This window comes from Yersinia sp. FDAARGOS_228 (assembly GCF_002073315.2).
Taxonomy (GTDB): Bacteria; Pseudomonadota; Gammaproteobacteria; order Enterobacterales; family Enterobacteriaceae; genus Yersinia; species Yersinia intermedia.
This window is the reverse complement of the sequence record NZ_CP020409.2, coordinates 957,171-975,115: the sequence shown is the minus strand read 5'-3', so window position 1 is coordinate 975,115 and position 17,945 is coordinate 957,171. Positions and strand designations below refer to the sequence as shown.

Below are 17,945 nucleotides of genomic sequence, written 5' to 3'. Positions count from 1 at the left end.
CAGCCGAACAACGAAGCGAGTTGGTTAAGATAGAATCATATTGAGACTAGAGTATCATTTTCGCAAAGGGTACTGCTGTTTTTTGAGACTGTAGTCTCAAAATTAGTTTGCATGTGAAATGCATTCATGGCGATTTGTGCGATCGGTTTGTTATAGTGAGCGCAGATACTCGTTATTGACCATGGAGTGACCGTGCATAATCAGGATAAACAGGAGCGCGCCTCTCCATCACTGACCACCATCAAAGCCAGAACCCGGCGGTTACTGATCGATACGGCGATGTCGATGTATGAACAAGGGACATTTCCATCGATAACAGACGTAGCAAATGCGGCGCAACTCTCGCGCGCTACGGCTTATCGCTATTTCCCGACGCAAAGTGCGTTAGTTTCTGCCATGGTCGATGAAAGCCTTGGGCCGATATTGGCATGGCAGCCTACCCAGCCAGACGCTCGGCAACGCATTGCGGAACTGCTCTCTTTTGCTTATCCGCGTATGTTGCAACACGAAGGTGTACTTCGTGCCGCGCTGCATCTGTCATTGCAACAATGGGCGGCTGACCGCAGCAACCCTAACAGTGAAGAGAAGTTAGTGCGCGGTAACCGTAAGCGGTTATTGAAGCTGGCTGTCGAGCCGCTGGAAGGGAAGTTGTCACCGGAGGCCTTGCAACGGGTGATCTATTCTTTCTCATTAATTTATGGCTCAGAAGTGTTTATGGTGCTGAAAGATATTTGGCATTTGGATGATGCGGGTATTCAGGATGTGACGCAGTGGATGGGGAAAGCGATTCTGTTGCAGGCTGAAACCGATGCCAGGCAAGCGCCTCAGGATGAGCACCGCTAACACCGCTGCGGCGTCAAGACCGCAGGGTTTACCCAAAGTTATTGACGTTGCAGCAAGGCAGCAAATGAACGCATCCCGATGAGCTTACATGAGTAAGTGATTCGGGTAAGTGAATGCCGCTAACGCCGCTGCGGCGTCAAGACCGCAGGGTAAATTTATACGGCTTCTAATCGGGCATAAGCCGCGACCAACCACTTAATCCCCTCACCAGGGAAAGCAATTTGCAACCGGCTGTGTTCGCCGCTGCCTTCCAGATTAACCACGGTACCTTCACCAAACTTAGGATGACGCACCCGCTGACCCAGTGAAAAGCCGCTGTCATTCTCATTCATCGGCGTACCCATGTTGCGGTGATTCACCGGGCGGGAGACCGTGGCGCGTAGCCGCACTTCTTCGACACATTCCTGCGGCAGCTCGCCGATAAAACGGGATGGTCGATGATTCACTTCTTTGCCGTACAGACGGCGGCTCTCTGCATAACAAAGTGTCAGTTTCTGCATGGCGCGAGTGACCCCAACATAGGCCAGCCGGCGTTCCTCTTCCAGACGGCCACCTTCATCCAGTGACATCTGGCTCGGGAACATCCCCTCTTCCATACCCACAATGAATACCTGCGGGAACTCCAAGCCTTTCGCTGAATGCAGAGTCATTAATTGCACCGCATCCTGATAAGCATCGGCCTGCCCCTCTCCGGCTTCCAGCGCCGCATGAGACAAGAAAGCCTGTAGTGGCATCAGATCCTGATCTTCATCCTGATAACTGTATTGACGGGTCGCATTGACTAATTCTTCAAGGTTCTCAACGCGCGCCTGACCTTTTTCACCTTTTTCCTGTTCGTACATCGACCACAAACCGGAATCACGAATCACTCTATCGCTTTGGACATGCAACGGCATATCCGCTGTTTCATGGGCCAGGGAGTCCACCAGCTCAACAAAACGTTGCAGCGCAGAGGCTGCGCGGCCTGCCAGCACTTTTTCCTGCAACATGGCACGGGTTGATTGCCATAGCGTTAGCTGGCGGTCACGGGCGGTTTGGCGCACCACATCTAATGTGCGATCGCCAATACCGCGAGTAGGTGTATTGACCACTCGCTCAAAAGCAGCATCATCATTGCGGTTGGAAATTAGCCGCAAATAAGCCAGCGCGTCTTTAATCTCCTGACGTTCGAAGAAGCGCTGACCGCCATAAATACGGTACGGCATCGCGGTCTGTAATAGTGCTTCTTCCAAAACGCGCGATTGGGCGTTGCTACGATACAAGATGGCGCAATCATTCAGGGCACCACCATTGTCCTGCCAGGCTTTGATGCGGTTAACCACAAAGCGCGCTTCATCCAGTTCGTTAAAGGCGCAATAGAGTGAGATCGGTTCGCCTTCGGCGCCGTCCGTCCACAGGTTTTTCCCCATGCGCCCATCATTATTAGCAATTAGGGTGTTTGCTGCCGTCAAAATATTGCTGGTAGAACGATAGTTCTGCTCCAACCGGATGGTTTCAGCGCCGGGGAAATCTTTCAAGAAGCGCTGGATATTTTCCACCTGCGCCCCGCGCCAACCATAGATTGATTGGTCATCGTCACCGACGATCATCACATTGGAACGGTCACCTGCCAGCAGGCGGATCCAGGCGTATTGGATATTGTTGGTATCCTGAAACTCATCCACCAAAATGTTGGTAAAGCGTTCACGATAATGATTAAGAATATGGGGTTTGTTTAGCCACAACTCGTGTGCACGCAACAACAGCTCAGCAAAATCCACCAGACCGGCGCGGTCACAGGCTTCCTGATACGCCTGATAGATACGCAGCCAGGTCGCTTCAACCGGATTGCCATAGCTCTCAATATGCTGTGGCCGTAATCCTTCGTCTTTTTTGCCGTTGATGTACCACATCGCCTGACGCGGTGGCCATTGTTTATCATCTAAATTCAGTGCTTTAACCAAACGTTTTAATAACCGTAGCTGATCGTCGCTATCAAGAATTTGAAAGTCCTGCGGCAAGTTAGCATCCATGTGATGAGCGCGCAGCAAGCGGTGCGCCAACCCATGGAAAGTCCCAATCCACATTCCGCCCTGACTGGTGCCAATCAAGTGTTCAATACGGTGGCGCATTTCGGCCGCCGCTTTATTGGTGAACGTCACTGCAATAATCGAGTAAGGAGAGGCGTTTTCTACTGACAGCAGCCAGGCGATACGGTGAACCAGCACCCGGGTTTTGCCACTGCCTGCGCCGGCCAGGACCAACAGGTTGCAGCGTGGCGCGGCCACGGCTTCGCGTTGTTTTTCATTCAGGCTGTCGAGCAGATCAGAAACGTCCATAGGCACCGTTTATCGGGTAAAAGGGAAAATAGACAGATCACTACCGCCCATATTCCACTGTAAATTTAAACAGGATTATAGCAATGCTGTCAGGGAAGCCAACTGAGAAATCTCAATATGTGGTAATAAGCGGCTATCACTGGCCGTCATCAGGTTCTGCTGGCGGTCATTAATCCAGCAAGCCTGCATGCCGCAACGCAGTGCACCAGCAACATCGGTGGTCAAATCATCACCCACATGCAGAATCTGTTTGAGCGGGATATCCAGATGGTTTGCCGCTTTATGGTACATATCGCGGAAAGGCTTGGCACGGCCATGAGGGCCAGAGCGCAGCACAAACTGGAAGTAACGATCCAGACCACAGGCTTTAGGATCGGCATTGCCATTGGTGATTGCCACCAGTGGATAATGCTCAGCCAGCGCGCTCAAGGTGTCATGGGTGGCTGCTGGCACATAAATACGGCTACGCCATAGGGCGAAGTTCTCCATGGCTGCATCAGCGCCACATTGCGCCTCAGCCTTACTTAAGCCATGACGTATCAAGCCCAGTTCAATGGCATGCCAGCGCCACTGGGTAACATCGTGGTAGATGTCCGGGTCCTGCGCCAGCAACTCAGTGCGAAAACGTTGAAAATCAGTGGCCTGTAACTGCGCCAGATTGGGATGATACTGCTGCAAAAATGCCACCGACTCTTGTTCAGTGCGGGTAATCACCGGCCGATTGTCGTACAGGGTGTCATCCAAATCGAAGCTAATGGCGGAAATACTCTCGAGTGGGCGATAAAAATGCATCAGGATTTGCCTCGTTTGGCGCGTGGATGAGCAGCATCATACACTGTCGCCAGATGTTGAAAGTCGAGATGAGTATAAATTTGTGTGGTCGTCAGATTGGCGTGGCCTAGTAACTCCTGCACTGCGCGCAAATCACCACTGGATTCCAGCATGTGAGTGGCGAAAGAGTGGCGCAATTTGTGTGGGTGAATATGGCTGCTAACACCTTGCTTGACGCCCCATTCGGCAAAGCGTTTTTGCACATTGCGCGCTGAAATTCGCTTACCGGTGTTGGCTAAAAAGATAGCATCGTCGACAGGTTCAAATAACTCGCGCAGTTCCAACCAATGCGCTAACCAGGTCACTGCAGTCCTGCCAATCGGCACTTTACGCTCTTTACTGCCTTTCCCCATCACCCAGACTTCACCGCTGGCTAAATCTACGTGTTTGCAGTTCATACCAACCAGCTCGGATAGACGCAACCCCGCGCCATACATCACTTCCAGCATCGCCCGATCGCGGACAGCCAAGGGATCATTCAGATCGATATCCAGCAGTTTATCGACCTCATCGACATCAATGTTTTTCGGCAGATGACGGCCTGAACGCGGCGTACTCACGCCTTTTGCTGGGTTGGCCTGCAATACGCCCTGGCTCACCAGCCAATCAAGAAAGCTGCGCAACGCCGAGAGGCGCAACGCAAGGCTTGAGGAGTGTAACCCGGCACGTTTACTGCGAGAAACCAGTGACCGAACCTGAGCCGCATCAAGCGTTTGCCAGTGCATCAGGCCCATTTGCTCACCCATTTCCATGAGTGCCTGTAGCTGACGCCGGTAACTGGTGATAGTCAATGGACTGAGCTGACGCTCAACTTTGAGATAACGCAGGAAAGCCTCTACCTGCGGGGCAAGTGAGGCACTGAATTCGGTCATACCGGTTCTATCCAACGCTCCAGCAGGCTCGGTAATAACATCGATAACTGATTCAGCATCACGGTACCCATGCCCTGCTGGTAATGCTGCGTATCACGACTGCTGAAGATAATGACACCTAAATCGCCATTTTTGCCCAGTAACGAAAGTGCGACAGACCCTACCTGCTTGGCCTGAGGCAATAACAGTAGCAGTTCCGATCCGTTCAAGCCGCCCAGATAATGGTTATCACTCCCCAAGCGCTGAATGCGTAACGGTTCGAAGGCGTGACGGGCAAGTGCCAAATGGGTGAAATCAGACGGTGCACCAATATGCCAACGGTCGCTGAATAAGCGGACATTCGCCCCTGACAGACCGAAGTCTCGTGCCCAGCGCTGCAAGCGATTAAGCATATCTTGCAAGCTGCTGGCCGTAGCCAAATTGCTTTGTAGTTGCAGCAGGCGATTAAACAACACTTCATTCAAGCCCGCCTGCTCCATCAGCAAGGTGATCTCTTCTTCCAACTGACCAATCTGATTACGTTGTCGCCCCAGTTGCCACTCCACCAGCGAGACACTGCCACGGACTGGATGAGGGATATGCATCTGTTCGACCAGACGGGCATTGCGGATAAAAAAGTCAGGGTTTTGCAATAAATACTGCATGACAGCATCGTCGTCCAACTCAATGCCCGCTAACGCCTGCTCCTCATAACTTTTCATTTAACACCCGTCATAATGAATATTTATACCCTAAATAATTCGAGTTGCATGAAGGCGGCAACTGAGCGAGTCCCCAGGAGCTTACATAAGTAAGTGACTGGGGTGAACGAAGGCGGCCAACACACATGCAGCTTGAAGTATGACGGGTATACTATAGATGAATGAAGCCATCATACACATGTGTTGCCGGCCCGGTCATATACAATGGATGGCCCGGTCCTTTCCAACTGATGTGCAAGCTGCCGCCTGGCAGTTCAACATGGACCTCTTCAGCCAACAACTCTTGCTGGATACCCACCGCCACTGCCGCACAAGCACCGCTACCGCAGGCCTGCGTTTCGCCAGCACCGCGCTCATACACCCGTAAACGGATCTGCTCGCGGCTAACCACCTGCATAAAACCAATATTGGCCCGTTCAGGGAAGCGCTCATGACTTTCCAATACTGGACCCAGCAAGGCAACATTAGCAACCGAAACATCATCAACCTGCATCACACAGTGAGGATTGCCCATTGATACCACGCCGCACAACACTGTATGTTCCGCCGCACGTAAAATGTAGGTTTTCTCGGCTTTGGTCGCTCTGAAAGGCACCGTTTGCGGGTCAAAATTGGGTTCTCCCATATTGACACAAACCAGTTCATCTTCAGTAACGCTCAATATCATGCGGCCAGTCTGGGTACTCACGCTGATATCACGTTTATTGGTCAATCCTTTCAGCCGGACAAAGCGGGCAAAACAACGTGCGCCATTGCCACACTGAGAGACTTCGCTGCCATCGGCATTAAAAATACGGTAGTGAAAATCCAGCTCGGGATCATAAGGCGGTTCAACCACCAACATCTGATCAAAGCCCACGCCAGTGTGCCGGTCTGCTAATCGACGGATTAACTCCGGCGAAAAGTAAACATTTTGGGTAACTGCATCGACAACCATAAAGTCGTTGCCAAGACCGTGCATTTTGGAGAACTGCATTTCATACTCCGCTGACTTTCATTTACCGGCTAAACTCGGTACTGGCAAATTAAATACTGACTCAATCTGGCTGCGATAAAAATAATTACTGCGGCCCGGCAATGGATTTTGTCTGGTTGGTACCTGACAGGTCCTGCTGATTTCGCTCTACCTGACCACTATCCGGTTGCGCTGTTTCTACTTTTGGTTTGTCAGCGGGTGGGAAATATAACGGGCCTTTCAAGCCACAACCCGCCAGCGCGAGTACCATCATCGCAACCAGCGGCCAACATAATTCTTTTTTCATTTTTAACGCCTGTATTGTGTTTTCGCACCTATTATACCCAAAGGATCTGACGTTGCAGGTAGTCAGCACCCGAATCTCAATGCGCATACATTGCTAAGTGATTCGGGTGAGTGCGCGCTGCTAACGCCCCTACGGCTTCAAGTATGAAGGGTATAATCGCATTAATACTTGTGATTCATGCGTCCATGCTCTCTATAATCGCAGGTGGATCATGAAAAGCAATAGGAATTGAATATGAACGATAGCGAGTTTCACCAGTTAGCCGATCAATTGATGCTTTACATTGAAGAGACACTGGATGGTTTTAGCGGCGATAGTGATATCGATTATGAAACCAATGGCGGGGTGATGACCCTGACGTTCGAAAATGGCAGTAAGATTGTTATCAACCGCCAAGAACCACTGCATCAGGTATGGTTGGCAACCAAAGCCGGTGGTTACCATTTCAATTATCGTGAAGGCCAGTGGTTTTGCTCACGTAGCGGAGAGGAATTTTTCGCCAAATTATCACAAGCGGCCACCACGCAGGCAGGTGAAGAGGTGAGCTTCGGTTAACTGACCTTATTTGAGCGTTCAGTGATTGAAGGGGCAACGGTCCCTAGGGGCGCTTCGGTCGCTTACGCGATTACACCCCCAACGGAACATTTCCCCTTCAATCGACTTTGTCAGCAGCCTGATACATTTTAGCGTGTCTTTTTTACTTATCAGCTTGGGAAATTAATGTAACTGGAACTGCTGCGCAGGCTGGCTCGGCTCTCTATCGACGATATACAGATGAGATAAGGTGTTGCTGCGAAAAGGAATCACTTGAGTGCGGCCATCTAATTGCACAATTTGGTAGAACTGCGGCAGGTTGAAGTTAATAAAGCTGGAGCCGTAGGTAAAACGGTCGTGAGACGATGAATAGAAACGGCTGACATCTCGCACCAACGCCTCTTTACTGCCCTCGCAGTGGTGATAAACCTCAACGCGATTTGACTCATCCAAAATATAAATGTTAAAGCCTTTTTCATCTGCGGTGCCTTCGAAGAAGAACTGAATGATCCCCTCGCTGGCAAAACCGTCTACCACTGGCGGCAGATGAATTTGATCGGTTTCCACCTGAATCGATAACCCATGCAGTTTGTTATTAGAAATCGCACCGTAAAATTCGACAGCATTTTCCAACTTTTGTACTGAAACACTCAGGCGTTCAAAGAACAAACCCCAGGTCTGACCGGAAACCCGTACCGCTTTAAAACGGCCCGGTTCCTGGCGGGTACTGGATAAACGCAACTCAATACACTCGGAAACCAACTGCTGAATGCGGGTACGAATCAAACCACGTAAATGTTGGCTGTAACAGAATACATCCACTGACTCCGGTGGAGCCGCATCCTGATGCATTTTGCCTAAGATGGTTTTCAATGCTTCCAACACCGCTTGCTCACCGCTGAAATGCAAGGTTCGCACTTCATTCCAGGAGTTGCGGTACAGCAAATCGATACTGCCCACCAGGCACTGTTGCTGCTCGCCAAAACTGAATACATCCAGTTTACGGAAATCAAAATGCACCACCTGATTGCGGAAAGCCGCAGTCGGGTCATGCTCTAAATTGACAATAATCGCCAAATGGCGAATCTCACACGGGCTATACAGTGCCTTAGGTGTGGGCGCAGGCAGGCGTAACGGGAAGTGGTGAGAGATATCCGTCACCAATTCTTGCAATTTCACCGTATCGCACAGATTGGCGCTTTTAATATGTAGCCGGGTTTTGCTGGTCAATAGCCCGTTGAAATAGGCCCAGGACACCAGTTTGTTCAGGTAACGGTTATATTCCAGCGGTTGGTGACTTACAATCGCGTCCATAGAGGGCGCTTGATTATATAAGTACCAACCCGCGCGGTTAGCACGGCCTGCCGGAACATGAATGAAAGTCAGATGTTCTTCCGATAAATCCGGTGAAATTTGTGGGTTTACCAGTGTTACTTTGCCGGGTAAAGCTTCAAATGCCGCGTACAGTTTACGGGTCAGAACCCCGATATCCTGCGGGCTGGCACTGACACTCAGGTTGTTGCGCCGTGCAAAGCGGATCAAATTGCGATAACTCTGCATCATCGCATCCAACAGCTCGTTATGCGCTTCACGTACCCGCTCAATCTTCCAGTTAGCACGGTTATCCAGCACCGCCAGACTCTCGTCGCTCCAGCCCCATTCACTGACCAGTTGGCTGAGGATCTCACGCCGCCAGCCGACACTTGCCGGGCTACGGGACAGTTTTTCACACACTTTCAGATAGAAACAACGCCGCACCAAATTCAGGCGGGTGGTGTCATTTATTTGGGTTAGATAGCGAGTGACGCGATCAAGCATCATGCAATAAGCATCAAGACCGAAGGCCACAATCTCACCGGCATGCAGGCGCTGTTTGATCTCCATTGCCAGCAATTGAGAATTGGGGTATTCCCACGAATACGCTTCCAGCAATAAGGTTTTCAGCACGGCCTTATAGGGCGAATCGATACTTTTATACAGTTGCCACAAACTGGCACCGAAATACTCTTCGGCTGACAGGGTGCTCAAACCGCCCAAATCCAGCCACTCATTCGGTGTTAATACGCCTTGTGCATAGAGCGACAGTACGTAATCGTCATAATTATTTTCTTCTTCCACCGGAACCATATTCCACAGAATACGTTTCCCTGCCAGACGAACCGCGCTGCGGTAAAACTCATCCAGCAATAATATGTGTTGGGTGGAACCGCAATCTTCGCCCCCCAAGCTGCCACTGGCATTATGGCGGAAACGGTTTTCATCTATCAGGAAGAAGCTGACTTCAACACCCATTGATGCAGCCCATTTTTCCAGCAGACTGCATTTTTGTTGCAAGCGGTTACGCTCTTCAGAATCAAGCCAGGCCTGATGGCATACCCAAACATCAAGATCTGAAGTATGGCATTGCCCAATAGAGGAAGTGCTACCCATAGAATAGACGCCGGTAATCGGCAGTTCGCCGCCGACACTCTGTTGCAAAGGTTCGCCCCACTTGGCTTCAACCTCAGACAGGTAATCCTGTTGCGTTTCATTGGGCGTAAAAAGGCAGACGCCATGGGGAACGTTACCATCAAGGTACCCCGGCATCAGTGGGTGATGACAATGTAGTAGGGTCGGTAGCAGACTGTAGACCTTTTGGAAGGTTGGCCCCATTGCCGCCAAGGCGCGATCGACTCGTAATTGGTTGATCGCATCCAGTCGCTGTTTCAGTGTCTCGATGTAGAGGTACAAGACGTCTCGCCTGATTGTTCCGGTGCTTAGAATTGTTCCGGTGCTTAGAAAAAAAACCCGCGTCCCAGATTCGTTTATTGCTTTTTTTGACTTTCAGCGAAAAATGTACTTTTTGTTGAACTGACCAAAAAACATTTTGTTTGAAGACATTTTGTTTGAATAACAGTTGACGAATTATTGCTGGAAACGTGATCAATCTAACACCTTGCCGATTGACCGTAAAGCTATCCCTACAATTGTAATGTCTATACATCCCTTTCTTAGGCGACATTTACAGTTAGGTTGACGGGTAGCGACACCATGACATCAAAGTAGGCGCTAAGGGAGAAGTTATCCCGCCATGTATTTGTTACAATAGCTGCTTTATTGTGCTCTTATCCGTCGTTTTCATGTGGCTACCGCACTGACAGCATTCACTGGTCAATGATAGGATGGGCCGCAAAATATAAAACGGTAACAAGCAATGTTAGACAAAATTATTCGAATTGCCACGCGACAAAGCCCGCTCGCCTTATGGCAAGCACATTATGTTCAACATTTACTGCAAGCCAATCACCCCGGCTTACAGGTCGAATTGGTCCCGATGGTTACCCGTGGGGACATCATTCTGGATACCCCACTGGCAAAAGTCGGTGGTAAAGGCTTGTTCGTCAAAGAGTTAGAGCTAGCACTGCTGGACGGACGGGCGGATATCGCCGTACACTCCATGAAAGATGTGCCAGTCGCCTTCCCTGAGGGCTTGGGCCTGGTGACTATTTGCGAACGCGATGATCCGCGTGATGCCTTTGTATCCCCACATTTTGCTCATATTGATGATTTGCCTGCGGGCAGCATTGTCGGCACCTCCAGCCTGCGCCGCCAGTGCCAATTACGCGAGCGTCGCCCGGACCTGATTATCCGCGACCTGCGGGGTAATGTGGGTACTCGCCTTGCCAAGCTTGATAACGGTGACTACCACGCGATCATACTGGCGGTTGCGGGCCTTAATCGCCTTGGGTTGGCATCGCGGATCCGCTATGCCATGCCCGCTGATGAGTCGTTACCGGCAGTCGGCCAGGGCGCTGTCGGCATTGAATGCCGTCTGGATGACGATTTTACCCGCCAACTGCTGGCACCACTCAATCATCGTGTAACCGAACTGCGGGTGTGTGCGGAGCGAGCTATGAACACGCGTCTTGAGGGGGGGTGTCAGGTGCCGATCGGCAGCTATGCTGAGTTGGAAGGCAACACCTTGTGGTTGCGTGGGTTAGTGGGTGCGCCGGATGGCAGTGAGATCATTCGCGGTGAGCGCCGAGGGCCGGCGGAGAATGCAGAACAAATGGGGATTGAGCTGGCCGATGAGTTATTATCACGCGGTGCGCGTGCAATTCTGGCCGCCGTTTATCAGGATAACCCACCACGATGACCATTTTGGTTACCCGCCCATCTCCTGCTGGAGAACAGTTAGTCAGCCGCCTGCGTGCGCTGGGCAGGGTTGCCTATCATGCGCCATTAATTGATTTTTCTCCGGGATATGACCTGCCTAAACTGCCGGCATTGCTCCAGGATATGCAAGCTGGTGACCTGGTGTTTGCGTTATCGCAGAACGCCATCCGCTATGCTAACCCGCTGTTAAAAAGAAATAACCTGTTATGGCCTGCACAGTTATCTTATTATGCTATTGGCCGTACTACCGCATTGGCATTGCATACTGCCAGCCGTTTGCATGTCACTTTCCCTCCCATGGGGGAGACCAGCGAGATGCTGTTATCATTGCCAGACCTGCAAAAACTGTCCGGTAAAAAGGCACTGTTATTGCGCGGCAATGGCGGGCGGGAGCTGTTAGGCGAAAGCCTTGCACAGCGGGGAGCCATAGTTACCTACTGCGAATGTTATCAACGTAGCCCCATCTTTTACGATGGCAGTGAGCAAAGTGCGCATTGGCAACGTGCAGGGGTCGATATTTTGGTAGTGACCAGCGGCGAAATGTTACAACAGATCTATACTTTAGTTCCTGATTACTATCGTTCTTCCTGGCTGCTACGCTGCCGCCTGGTTGTAGTGAGTGAGCGTTTAGCTACCCTGGCCGCCCAAATGGGCTGGAGTAATATCCGGGTGGCAGAAAATGCGGATAATGACGCGCTGATCCGCGCGCTACAAGACTTTCAATAAACCTGAAACCTGACTATGGGATGCCCAATATGACGGAACAAAATACCCCATCCGCACCAGTGGAAGAGACAACCACTGCGGTTGAGAGGCACCAACAGCCAGAACCTGAAGGCCGCCGGGAGAAACGAACCGGCCCAATTCTGGGTGCCATTGCTATTGCATTGGCTATCGCGCTGGGTGCCGGGCTTTATTATCACGGACAGCAGCAGGCTCAGTTACAAGATGTGGCGAATATCGCGCTGCAAGAACAGTTAGCTGAATTAAAACAGAGCCAATTGCAGGAAAAACAGCAGCTCGAATCATTATTGCAACAGCAAGGCAAGGCGCTGGAAGCAGCAGACCGCCAGCAGACCTCGCTGATCCGCCAACTGAATGAGTTACAGGAAAAAGTCGCCACTATTTCGGGTAGCGATGCCAAAACATGGTTACTGGCACAGGCAGATTTTCTGGTGAAAATGGCCGGCCGCAAACTGTGGAGTGATCAGGATGTCGCCACCGCAGCAACTTTACTGAAAAGTGCCGATGCCAGTCTGGCTGACATGAATGACCCAAGTCTTATCGACGTACGCCGCGCACTCACCGAAGATATCAGTACTCTGTCGGCGGTAAGTCAGGTGGATTTTGACGGCATTATCCTCAAGTTGAATCAACTGTCGAATCAGGTAGATAATCTGCGTTTGGCTGATAACAATACCGATGACTCACCGATGGATGCCGATAGCGATGAGCTGTCTAGTTCATTAGCTGAATGGCGTCAGAATCTGACCAAAAGCTGGCACAGCTTTATGTCTGATTTTATTACTATCCGCCGCCGTGATAGTAGTGCGGAGCCTCTGCTGGCACCGAATCAGGATGTTTATTTACGCGAGAATATCCGTTCCCGCTTGCTGGTCGCCGCGCAGGCAGTCCCCCGCCATCAAGACGAAGTGTATAAACAGTCTCTGGAGACTATCTCCACTTGGGTTCGCGCTTATTTTGATGTGAATGATCCAAGCACCAAGGCTTTTCTGGATGAGTTAGAGAGCCTGAGTCAGCAGTCAATCTCAATGGACGTACCAGATCAATTGAAGAGCCAGCCAATGCTGGAAAAATTGATGCAAACCCGGGTTCGTAACTTACTGGCACAACCGCCAGTTGCCGCTCAGGAGGAATAAGTATGCTACGCGTTTTACTGTTATTCCTCATCCTAACCGTAGGGATCGTCCTTGGCCCTATGTTAGCAGGGCACCAAGGCTATGTTTTGATTCAAACCGACAATTATAACGTTGAGACCAGCGTGACCGGTCTGGTGATTATGTTGGTATTGGTATTGGTCGCATTCCTTATCATTGAATGGATACTGCGCCGTATTTTCCGCACCGGTGCCCGTACCCGTGGTTGGTTTATGGGCCGCAAACGTACCCGCGCTCGTAAGCAAACCAAGGCTGCGTTGATCAAACTGGCTGAAGGGGATTTCAAGCAGGTTGAAAAGTTGCTCACCCGCAATGCCGATCATGCTGAACAACCCATGGTGAACTACCTGCTGGCTGCGGAAGCTGCCCAACAGCGTGGCGATGAATTCCGTACCAATCAATATCTGGAACGAGCAGCAGAAGTTGCTGATACAGATCAGTTGCCGGTAGATATTACCCGAGTGCGCATTCAATTGGCGCAGGGTCACGCTCATGCGGCACGTCATGGCGTGGATCGTTTATTGGATCAAGCACCACGTCACCCAGAAGTGCTGCGTCTGGCTGAACAGGCTTTCCTGCGTACCGGTGCTTACAGTTCATTGCTGGAAATTTTACCTGCGATGGGCAAAGTGCAGGTCCATACGCCAGAAGAAATCGCCGCATTGGAGCAGCAAGCTTATATCGGCATGATGAATCAATGTATGGCGGAAGAAGGCAGTGACGGTCTGAAACGCTGGTGGAAAGATCAAAGCCGTAAAGTCCGCAATGAGATCCCACTGCAAGTTGCACTGGCAGAACATCTAATTGAGTGTGACGATCATGATGTCGCCCAGCAAATCATTCTGGACGGTCTGAAGCGTCAGTATGATGAACGTTTAGTCCTCCTGATCCCACGCTTAAAATCAGGTAACCCAGAACCGCTGGAGAAAGCATTGCGCCAGCACATCAAGCAACATGGTGCGACCCCGCTACTTAATAGCACCCTGGGGCAACTCATGCTGAAACACGGCGAATGGGAGAAAGCCTATGAAGCCTTTAAAGCAGCGCTTGAGCAGCGCCCAGACGGCTATGATTATGCATGGTTAGCTGATGCGCTAGATAAACTGCATCGCCCTGAAGATGCAGCGCAGGCGCGTCGTGAGGGGCTACTGTTGACCTTGCGGCAGAATGGCGAATCACTTTGATGGTATGCAAGTCAATCTGTGAGCCAAGGGGCGACCGTACCTAGGGGCACTCCGGCGACTTACGTCGCTACGATCCCAACGGCACGTTTCCCCTTGGTTCAGCTTCATTAGTCATCTAAAGGCTCCTACGGGGCCTTTTTTTGCTTCTGATTCGGGGATAAATCTGTCGGGAGCAGAGTTGAGCGCTGCTTGCAGCGGCCTCAACGAGGTAAGGCCCACGGATGGGCCGAGTAACTCGTGCAGCTAACAACCCTGCGGCTTCAAGTAGCAAAGAATACCCAAAGTAATTGGAGTTGCAGGTAGGCAGCCAGCAAACGCATCCCGATGAGCTTACTCAGGTAAGTGATTCGGGTAAGTGTGTGCAGCTAACAACCCTGCGGCTTCAAGTACGAAGGGTATGCAAAAAAAAACGCTTGCCGGAAAGGCAAGCGTCTAAAATTTTCAGGTCTACAGACAACAATGTCGGCGCCTCACTCAACGTTATGCCCGGTATGTGATGAAGATATTCGACATCGTTTACATGGACAATAGGCACCCTAAAATCGGCTCTGCATCATCTCTGGGTTTATGAAGCTAAGTTGGCTATAACACCACGCTATCATAATAAATGAGATGAGCATCTACAGGGTAGATATTGCACTTAGCGTGCCAACTCCTCTAACCGATAGCCATTTCATTTAATTACCCGCGAATAAATTTTTAATTAACTGATAAATAATAATTTTATTATCATCCAAATAGATGATGCGATACGGCGTACCGGCCATAGCGATACCAATACCGCCTAAGTGATCTGTCGCTACAAAACGACGCTATAACTCATCATTGTTTTTCTTTATGTTTATCATGATGTTATATGTCTCTGTTTGGAGACAAAGCCGCTGCCTTTTGTCGCAAAAAGCCAACACCTCATCTTTACCTGACAAATCACCAGTCTGGTCACTCTATCGGGCTAATTTGATCAAAGGGCACCAACAAAGGTTCTGATGTCAGAAAGCCAGACTGCGAGGCTGGATTAGCGACTGTCAATACAACGGGGTGAGAAGAGAGGGGTATGGTGGGGAATCAATATTATACCGACGAAAAAAAACCCCGCATTGCGGGGTTTCTTCTGAAATTGGTCGGCGAGAGAGGATTCGAACCTCCGACCCACTGGTCCCAAACCAGTTGCGCTACCAAGCTGCGCTACTCGCCGATTTCTTACTGTTTACTCTACATAGTCTCTCGACCTATGTCCATGTAAATATTAATAAATATCTACATGTTTGTGTGGTGCGAAGGGAGGGACTTGAACCCTCACGTCCGTAAGGACACTAACACCTGAAGCTAGCGCGTCTACCAATTCCGCCACCATCGCATGTTCCACAAAATTTGGGGTGGCTAATGGGGCTCGAACCCACGACAACTGGAATCACAATCCAGGGCTCTACCAACTGAGCTATAGCCACCATAACTTCTTTACAGCTTACATCGTCGTACGCGGCAATCTTACCACCGCAGCTCTTGCACACAAAATTAATGGTGCGCCCGACAGGATTCGAACCTGAGACCTCTGCCTCCGGAGGGCAGCGCTCTATCCAGCTGAGCTACGGGCGCTTAGCGCCGTTGCGGGTGAGGATACTACGGTTTTAATACTTGGCTGTCTAGTGCTTTTTTAGAAGAAATGGTGTGTTTGCTTACGCTTTGCACACTCTGCCGCAAAAGTTAGCCATTGATAGCCCTTACCTCGCCTTGTTCGCTGGTTTTATAGGCGTTTCATCTCCTTCGCTCTTAAAACCGCAGCGGGTTAGCTACATGGGTGACTCGGCCCATCCATGGGCGTCGCCACTACAAGCAGCCGACCTGCAACGCCAATTACTTTGGAGATGTTTCAGCAACGTTGTGTTTATGCATTCTCAGCCCGAAATAACATGCCGACACCAATCCCAGGAAAATTACCCCCACTAACAACGATAAGCGGGTATCAGGGTTAATCCCCATCCCAACCAACACACATATCAAGAAAGCGATCGTGAGATAGTTTACATACGGGAACATGATGGATTTAAACGGATGCTGCTTTATCGCTTCTTTATGTACCTGGCGGAAACGCAATTGGCTAACGAGGACCACAAACCACGGCACCATACCCGGTAATACACTGGCGCTGTAAACATAGACAAATACCTGTTGTGGATTCGGAATAATATAATTAAGACTTGAACCCACCAGCAAACACAGAATCGTCACCGCAATACAGTAAACCGGTACGCCGCTGGCCGACAACTTCGTCAGGCAGGCGGGTAACTGGCGATTCTTCGCCAGCGCATACAACATACGCCCGCCGCTATACATACCGCTGTTACAACCAGACAGTGCCGCAGTCAGCACCACGAAGTTAATAATACCGGCCGCAGCCGTTATCCCTATCTTGGCGAATGTCAGGACAAACGGACTGCCCTCCGTGCCAATACCGTTCCACGGGAAGATAGTGACAATGACAAATATTGCGCCAACATAGAAAATCAGAATGCGCCATAAAATGTTATTAATTGCTCGCTTTAGCGTCACTTGTGGGTTTTTAGCTTCACCAGCGGTAATGCCCACCAGTTCAACACCCTGATAGGATGCCACCACAATACACAAAGCAAACATGAACCCTTTCCAACCCCCGGCAAAAAAGCCGCCATGGGCCGTCAGGTTATCAAAACCAATCGCCTGGCCGTGATTACCAAAACCGAAGAAGATAACCCCCAAGCCCACCAGAATCATCACAATGATGGTGGTAACCTTAATCATCGCGAACCAGAACTCCAGCTCACCATATAATCTGACCGCCGCCAGATTAGCCAGTGCCACTATGGCCACCCCGGCAATCGCAGGTAACCATTGTGGGATTTCAGGGAACCAAAACTGAACGTATACGCCAATCGCGGTAATTTCTGATATCCCCACCGCTATCCACATAAACCAATAGCCCCAAGCCGTTAGATAGCCGAAATAGGGGCTAAGATACTTATGGGCATAGACGGCAAAAGAGCCGGCAACCGGCTCCAGATAAAGCATTTCGCCCATTGCCCGCATAATAAAAAATACAAATAAGCCAGCAATGATATATGCCAGCAATACCGAAGGCCCGGCCCATTTCAGGGTACTGGCTGACCCCATAAACAACCCGACGCCAATCGTCCCGCCTAACGCTATCAGTTCGATATGCCGGGCTTCCAGCCCTCGGTGTAACCCTTTTTTCTCTTCGTTGTCTGCCATATATCCTCTGTGAGCTGATGATGTGTCTGCTCCGGCTTTCCCGGTTGTTTTTATTAATTAATCTATTGTTTTTATTAAAAATAGACGTTTTTCACACAAAA

The 17,945-nt window shown here is 50.4% G+C and carries 14 protein-coding genes and 4 tRNA genes; 6 read left to right on the top strand and 12 right to left on the bottom strand.

The annotated features are described in order from the left end of the window. Nucleotides 1-192 precede the first annotated feature (192 nt). Nucleotides 193-843: a TetR/AcrR family transcriptional regulator gene (locus tag A6J67_RS04440; protein WP_042568937.1), complete on the top strand. Its 651-nt coding sequence runs from the start codon at nucleotides 193-195 to the stop codon at nucleotides 841-843. 155 nt (nucleotides 844-998) lie between these two features. Here the strand turns inward: A6J67_RS04440 and uvrD are convergent, their stop codons facing one another. The 6 genes from uvrD to lptM form a co-directional block, all read right to left on the bottom strand. Continuing rightward, nucleotides 999-3,161, bottom strand: a complete 2,163-nt coding sequence (uvrD, locus tag A6J67_RS04435) for a DNA helicase II (RefSeq protein WP_050073972.1) — start codon at nucleotides 3,159-3,161, stop codon at nucleotides 999-1,001. Nucleotides 3,162-3,236: 75 nt separating this feature from the next. Further along, nucleotides 3,237-3,953 (bottom strand): 5-amino-6-(5-phospho-D-ribitylamino)uracil phosphatase YigB, encoded by a 717-nt coding sequence (gene yigB / locus A6J67_RS04430; protein WP_032906895.1) that lies wholly within the window; start codon nucleotides 3,951-3,953, stop codon nucleotides 3,237-3,239. Continuing rightward, nucleotides 3,953-4,864, bottom strand: a complete 912-nt coding sequence (xerC, locus tag A6J67_RS04425; protein WP_071843488.1) for a tyrosine recombinase XerC — start codon at nucleotides 4,862-4,864, stop codon at nucleotides 3,953-3,955. Before xerC ends, yigB begins: the two co-directional genes overlap by 1 nt. Continuing rightward, nucleotides 4,861-5,565: a DUF484 domain-containing protein gene (locus A6J67_RS04420; protein WP_005188052.1), complete on the bottom strand. Its 705-nt coding sequence runs from the start codon at nucleotides 5,563-5,565 to the stop codon at nucleotides 4,861-4,863. Before A6J67_RS04420 ends, xerC begins: the two co-directional genes overlap by 4 nt. Nucleotides 5,566-5,716: 151 nt before the next feature. After that, nucleotides 5,717-6,541, bottom strand: a complete 825-nt coding sequence (gene dapF / locus A6J67_RS04415; protein ID WP_005188055.1) for a diaminopimelate epimerase — start codon at nucleotides 6,539-6,541, stop codon at nucleotides 5,717-5,719. Nucleotides 6,542-6,626: 85 nt separating this feature from the next. After that, on the bottom strand, nucleotides 6,627-6,827 hold the full coding sequence (gene lptM / locus A6J67_RS04410) for an LPS translocon maturation chaperone LptM (protein ID WP_042568934.1): 201 nt from the start codon (nucleotides 6,825-6,827) through the stop codon (nucleotides 6,627-6,629). A gap of 234 nt (nucleotides 6,828-7,061) precedes the next feature. Here lptM and cyaY point away from each other — a divergent pair, with 234 nt between their 5' ends. Continuing rightward, entirely contained in the window at nucleotides 7,062-7,382 is a 321-nt protein-coding gene (gene cyaY / locus A6J67_RS04405; protein WP_005188062.1) for an iron donor protein CyaY, read from the top strand. A 162-nt stretch (nucleotides 7,383-7,544) separates the two neighbouring features. On the opposite strand, the gene A6J67_RS04400 is transcribed toward cyaY, so the two are convergent. After that, nucleotides 7,545-10,091 carry a class I adenylate cyclase gene (locus A6J67_RS04400; protein ID WP_042568933.1) on the bottom strand — a complete coding sequence of 849 codons (2,547 nt, stop codon included), beginning with the start codon at nucleotides 10,089-10,091 and terminating at the stop codon, nucleotides 7,545-7,547. Nucleotides 10,092-10,554: 463 nt separating this feature from the next. Here A6J67_RS04400 and hemC point away from each other — a divergent pair, with 463 nt between their 5' ends. The 4 genes from hemC to hemY are packed head-to-tail and all read left to right on the top strand — an operon-like array spanning nucleotide 10,555 to nucleotide 14,598. Beyond that, entirely contained in the window at nucleotides 10,555-11,496 is a 942-nt protein-coding gene (gene hemC / locus A6J67_RS04395) for a hydroxymethylbilane synthase (RefSeq protein ID WP_050297677.1), read from the top strand. Continuing rightward, nucleotides 11,493-12,242, top strand: coding sequence for a uroporphyrinogen-III synthase (gene hemD, locus A6J67_RS04390; protein WP_032906896.1), 750 nt, complete (start codon nucleotides 11,493-11,495; stop codon nucleotides 12,240-12,242). Before hemC ends, hemD begins: the two co-directional genes overlap by 4 nt. 29 nt (nucleotides 12,243-12,271) lie before the next feature. Then, the gene (hemX, locus tag A6J67_RS04385; RefSeq protein WP_032906898.1) at nucleotides 12,272-13,396 is read left to right on the top strand and encodes a uroporphyrinogen-III C-methyltransferase; all 1,125 of its coding nucleotides are present in this window, start codon (nucleotides 12,272-12,274) and stop codon (nucleotides 13,394-13,396) included. A 2-nt stretch (nucleotides 13,397-13,398) separates the two neighbouring features. After that, the gene (gene hemY / locus A6J67_RS04380; protein ID WP_032906900.1) at nucleotides 13,399-14,598 is read left to right on the top strand and encodes a protoheme IX biogenesis protein HemY; all 1,200 of its coding nucleotides are present in this window, start codon (nucleotides 13,399-13,401) and stop codon (nucleotides 14,596-14,598) included. A 1,118-nt stretch (nucleotides 14,599-15,716) separates the two neighbouring features. Here the strand turns inward: hemY and A6J67_RS04370 are convergent. The 5 genes from A6J67_RS04370 to thrP all read right to left on the bottom strand — a co-directional run bounded on the left by A6J67_RS04370 (nucleotide 15,717) and on the right by thrP (nucleotide 17,844). After that, a tRNA-Pro gene (locus A6J67_RS04370) sits at nucleotides 15,717-15,793 on the bottom strand. Between the two features lie 75 nt (nucleotides 15,794-15,868). Further along, a tRNA-Leu gene (locus A6J67_RS04365) sits at nucleotides 15,869-15,955 on the bottom strand. Between the two features lie 15 nt (nucleotides 15,956-15,970). Continuing rightward, nucleotides 15,971-16,046 (bottom strand) — tRNA-His (locus A6J67_RS04360). A gap of 71 nt (nucleotides 16,047-16,117) precedes the next feature. Further along, nucleotides 16,118-16,194, bottom strand: a tRNA-Arg gene (locus A6J67_RS04355). Between the two features lie 258 nt (nucleotides 16,195-16,452). After that, nucleotides 16,453-17,844 carry a bifunctional threonine/serine APC transporter ThrP gene (gene thrP / locus A6J67_RS04350; protein ID WP_005190209.1) on the bottom strand — a complete coding sequence of 464 codons (1,392 nt, stop codon included), beginning with the start codon at nucleotides 17,842-17,844 and terminating at the stop codon, nucleotides 16,453-16,455. Nucleotides 17,845-17,945: the final 101 nt, after the last annotated feature.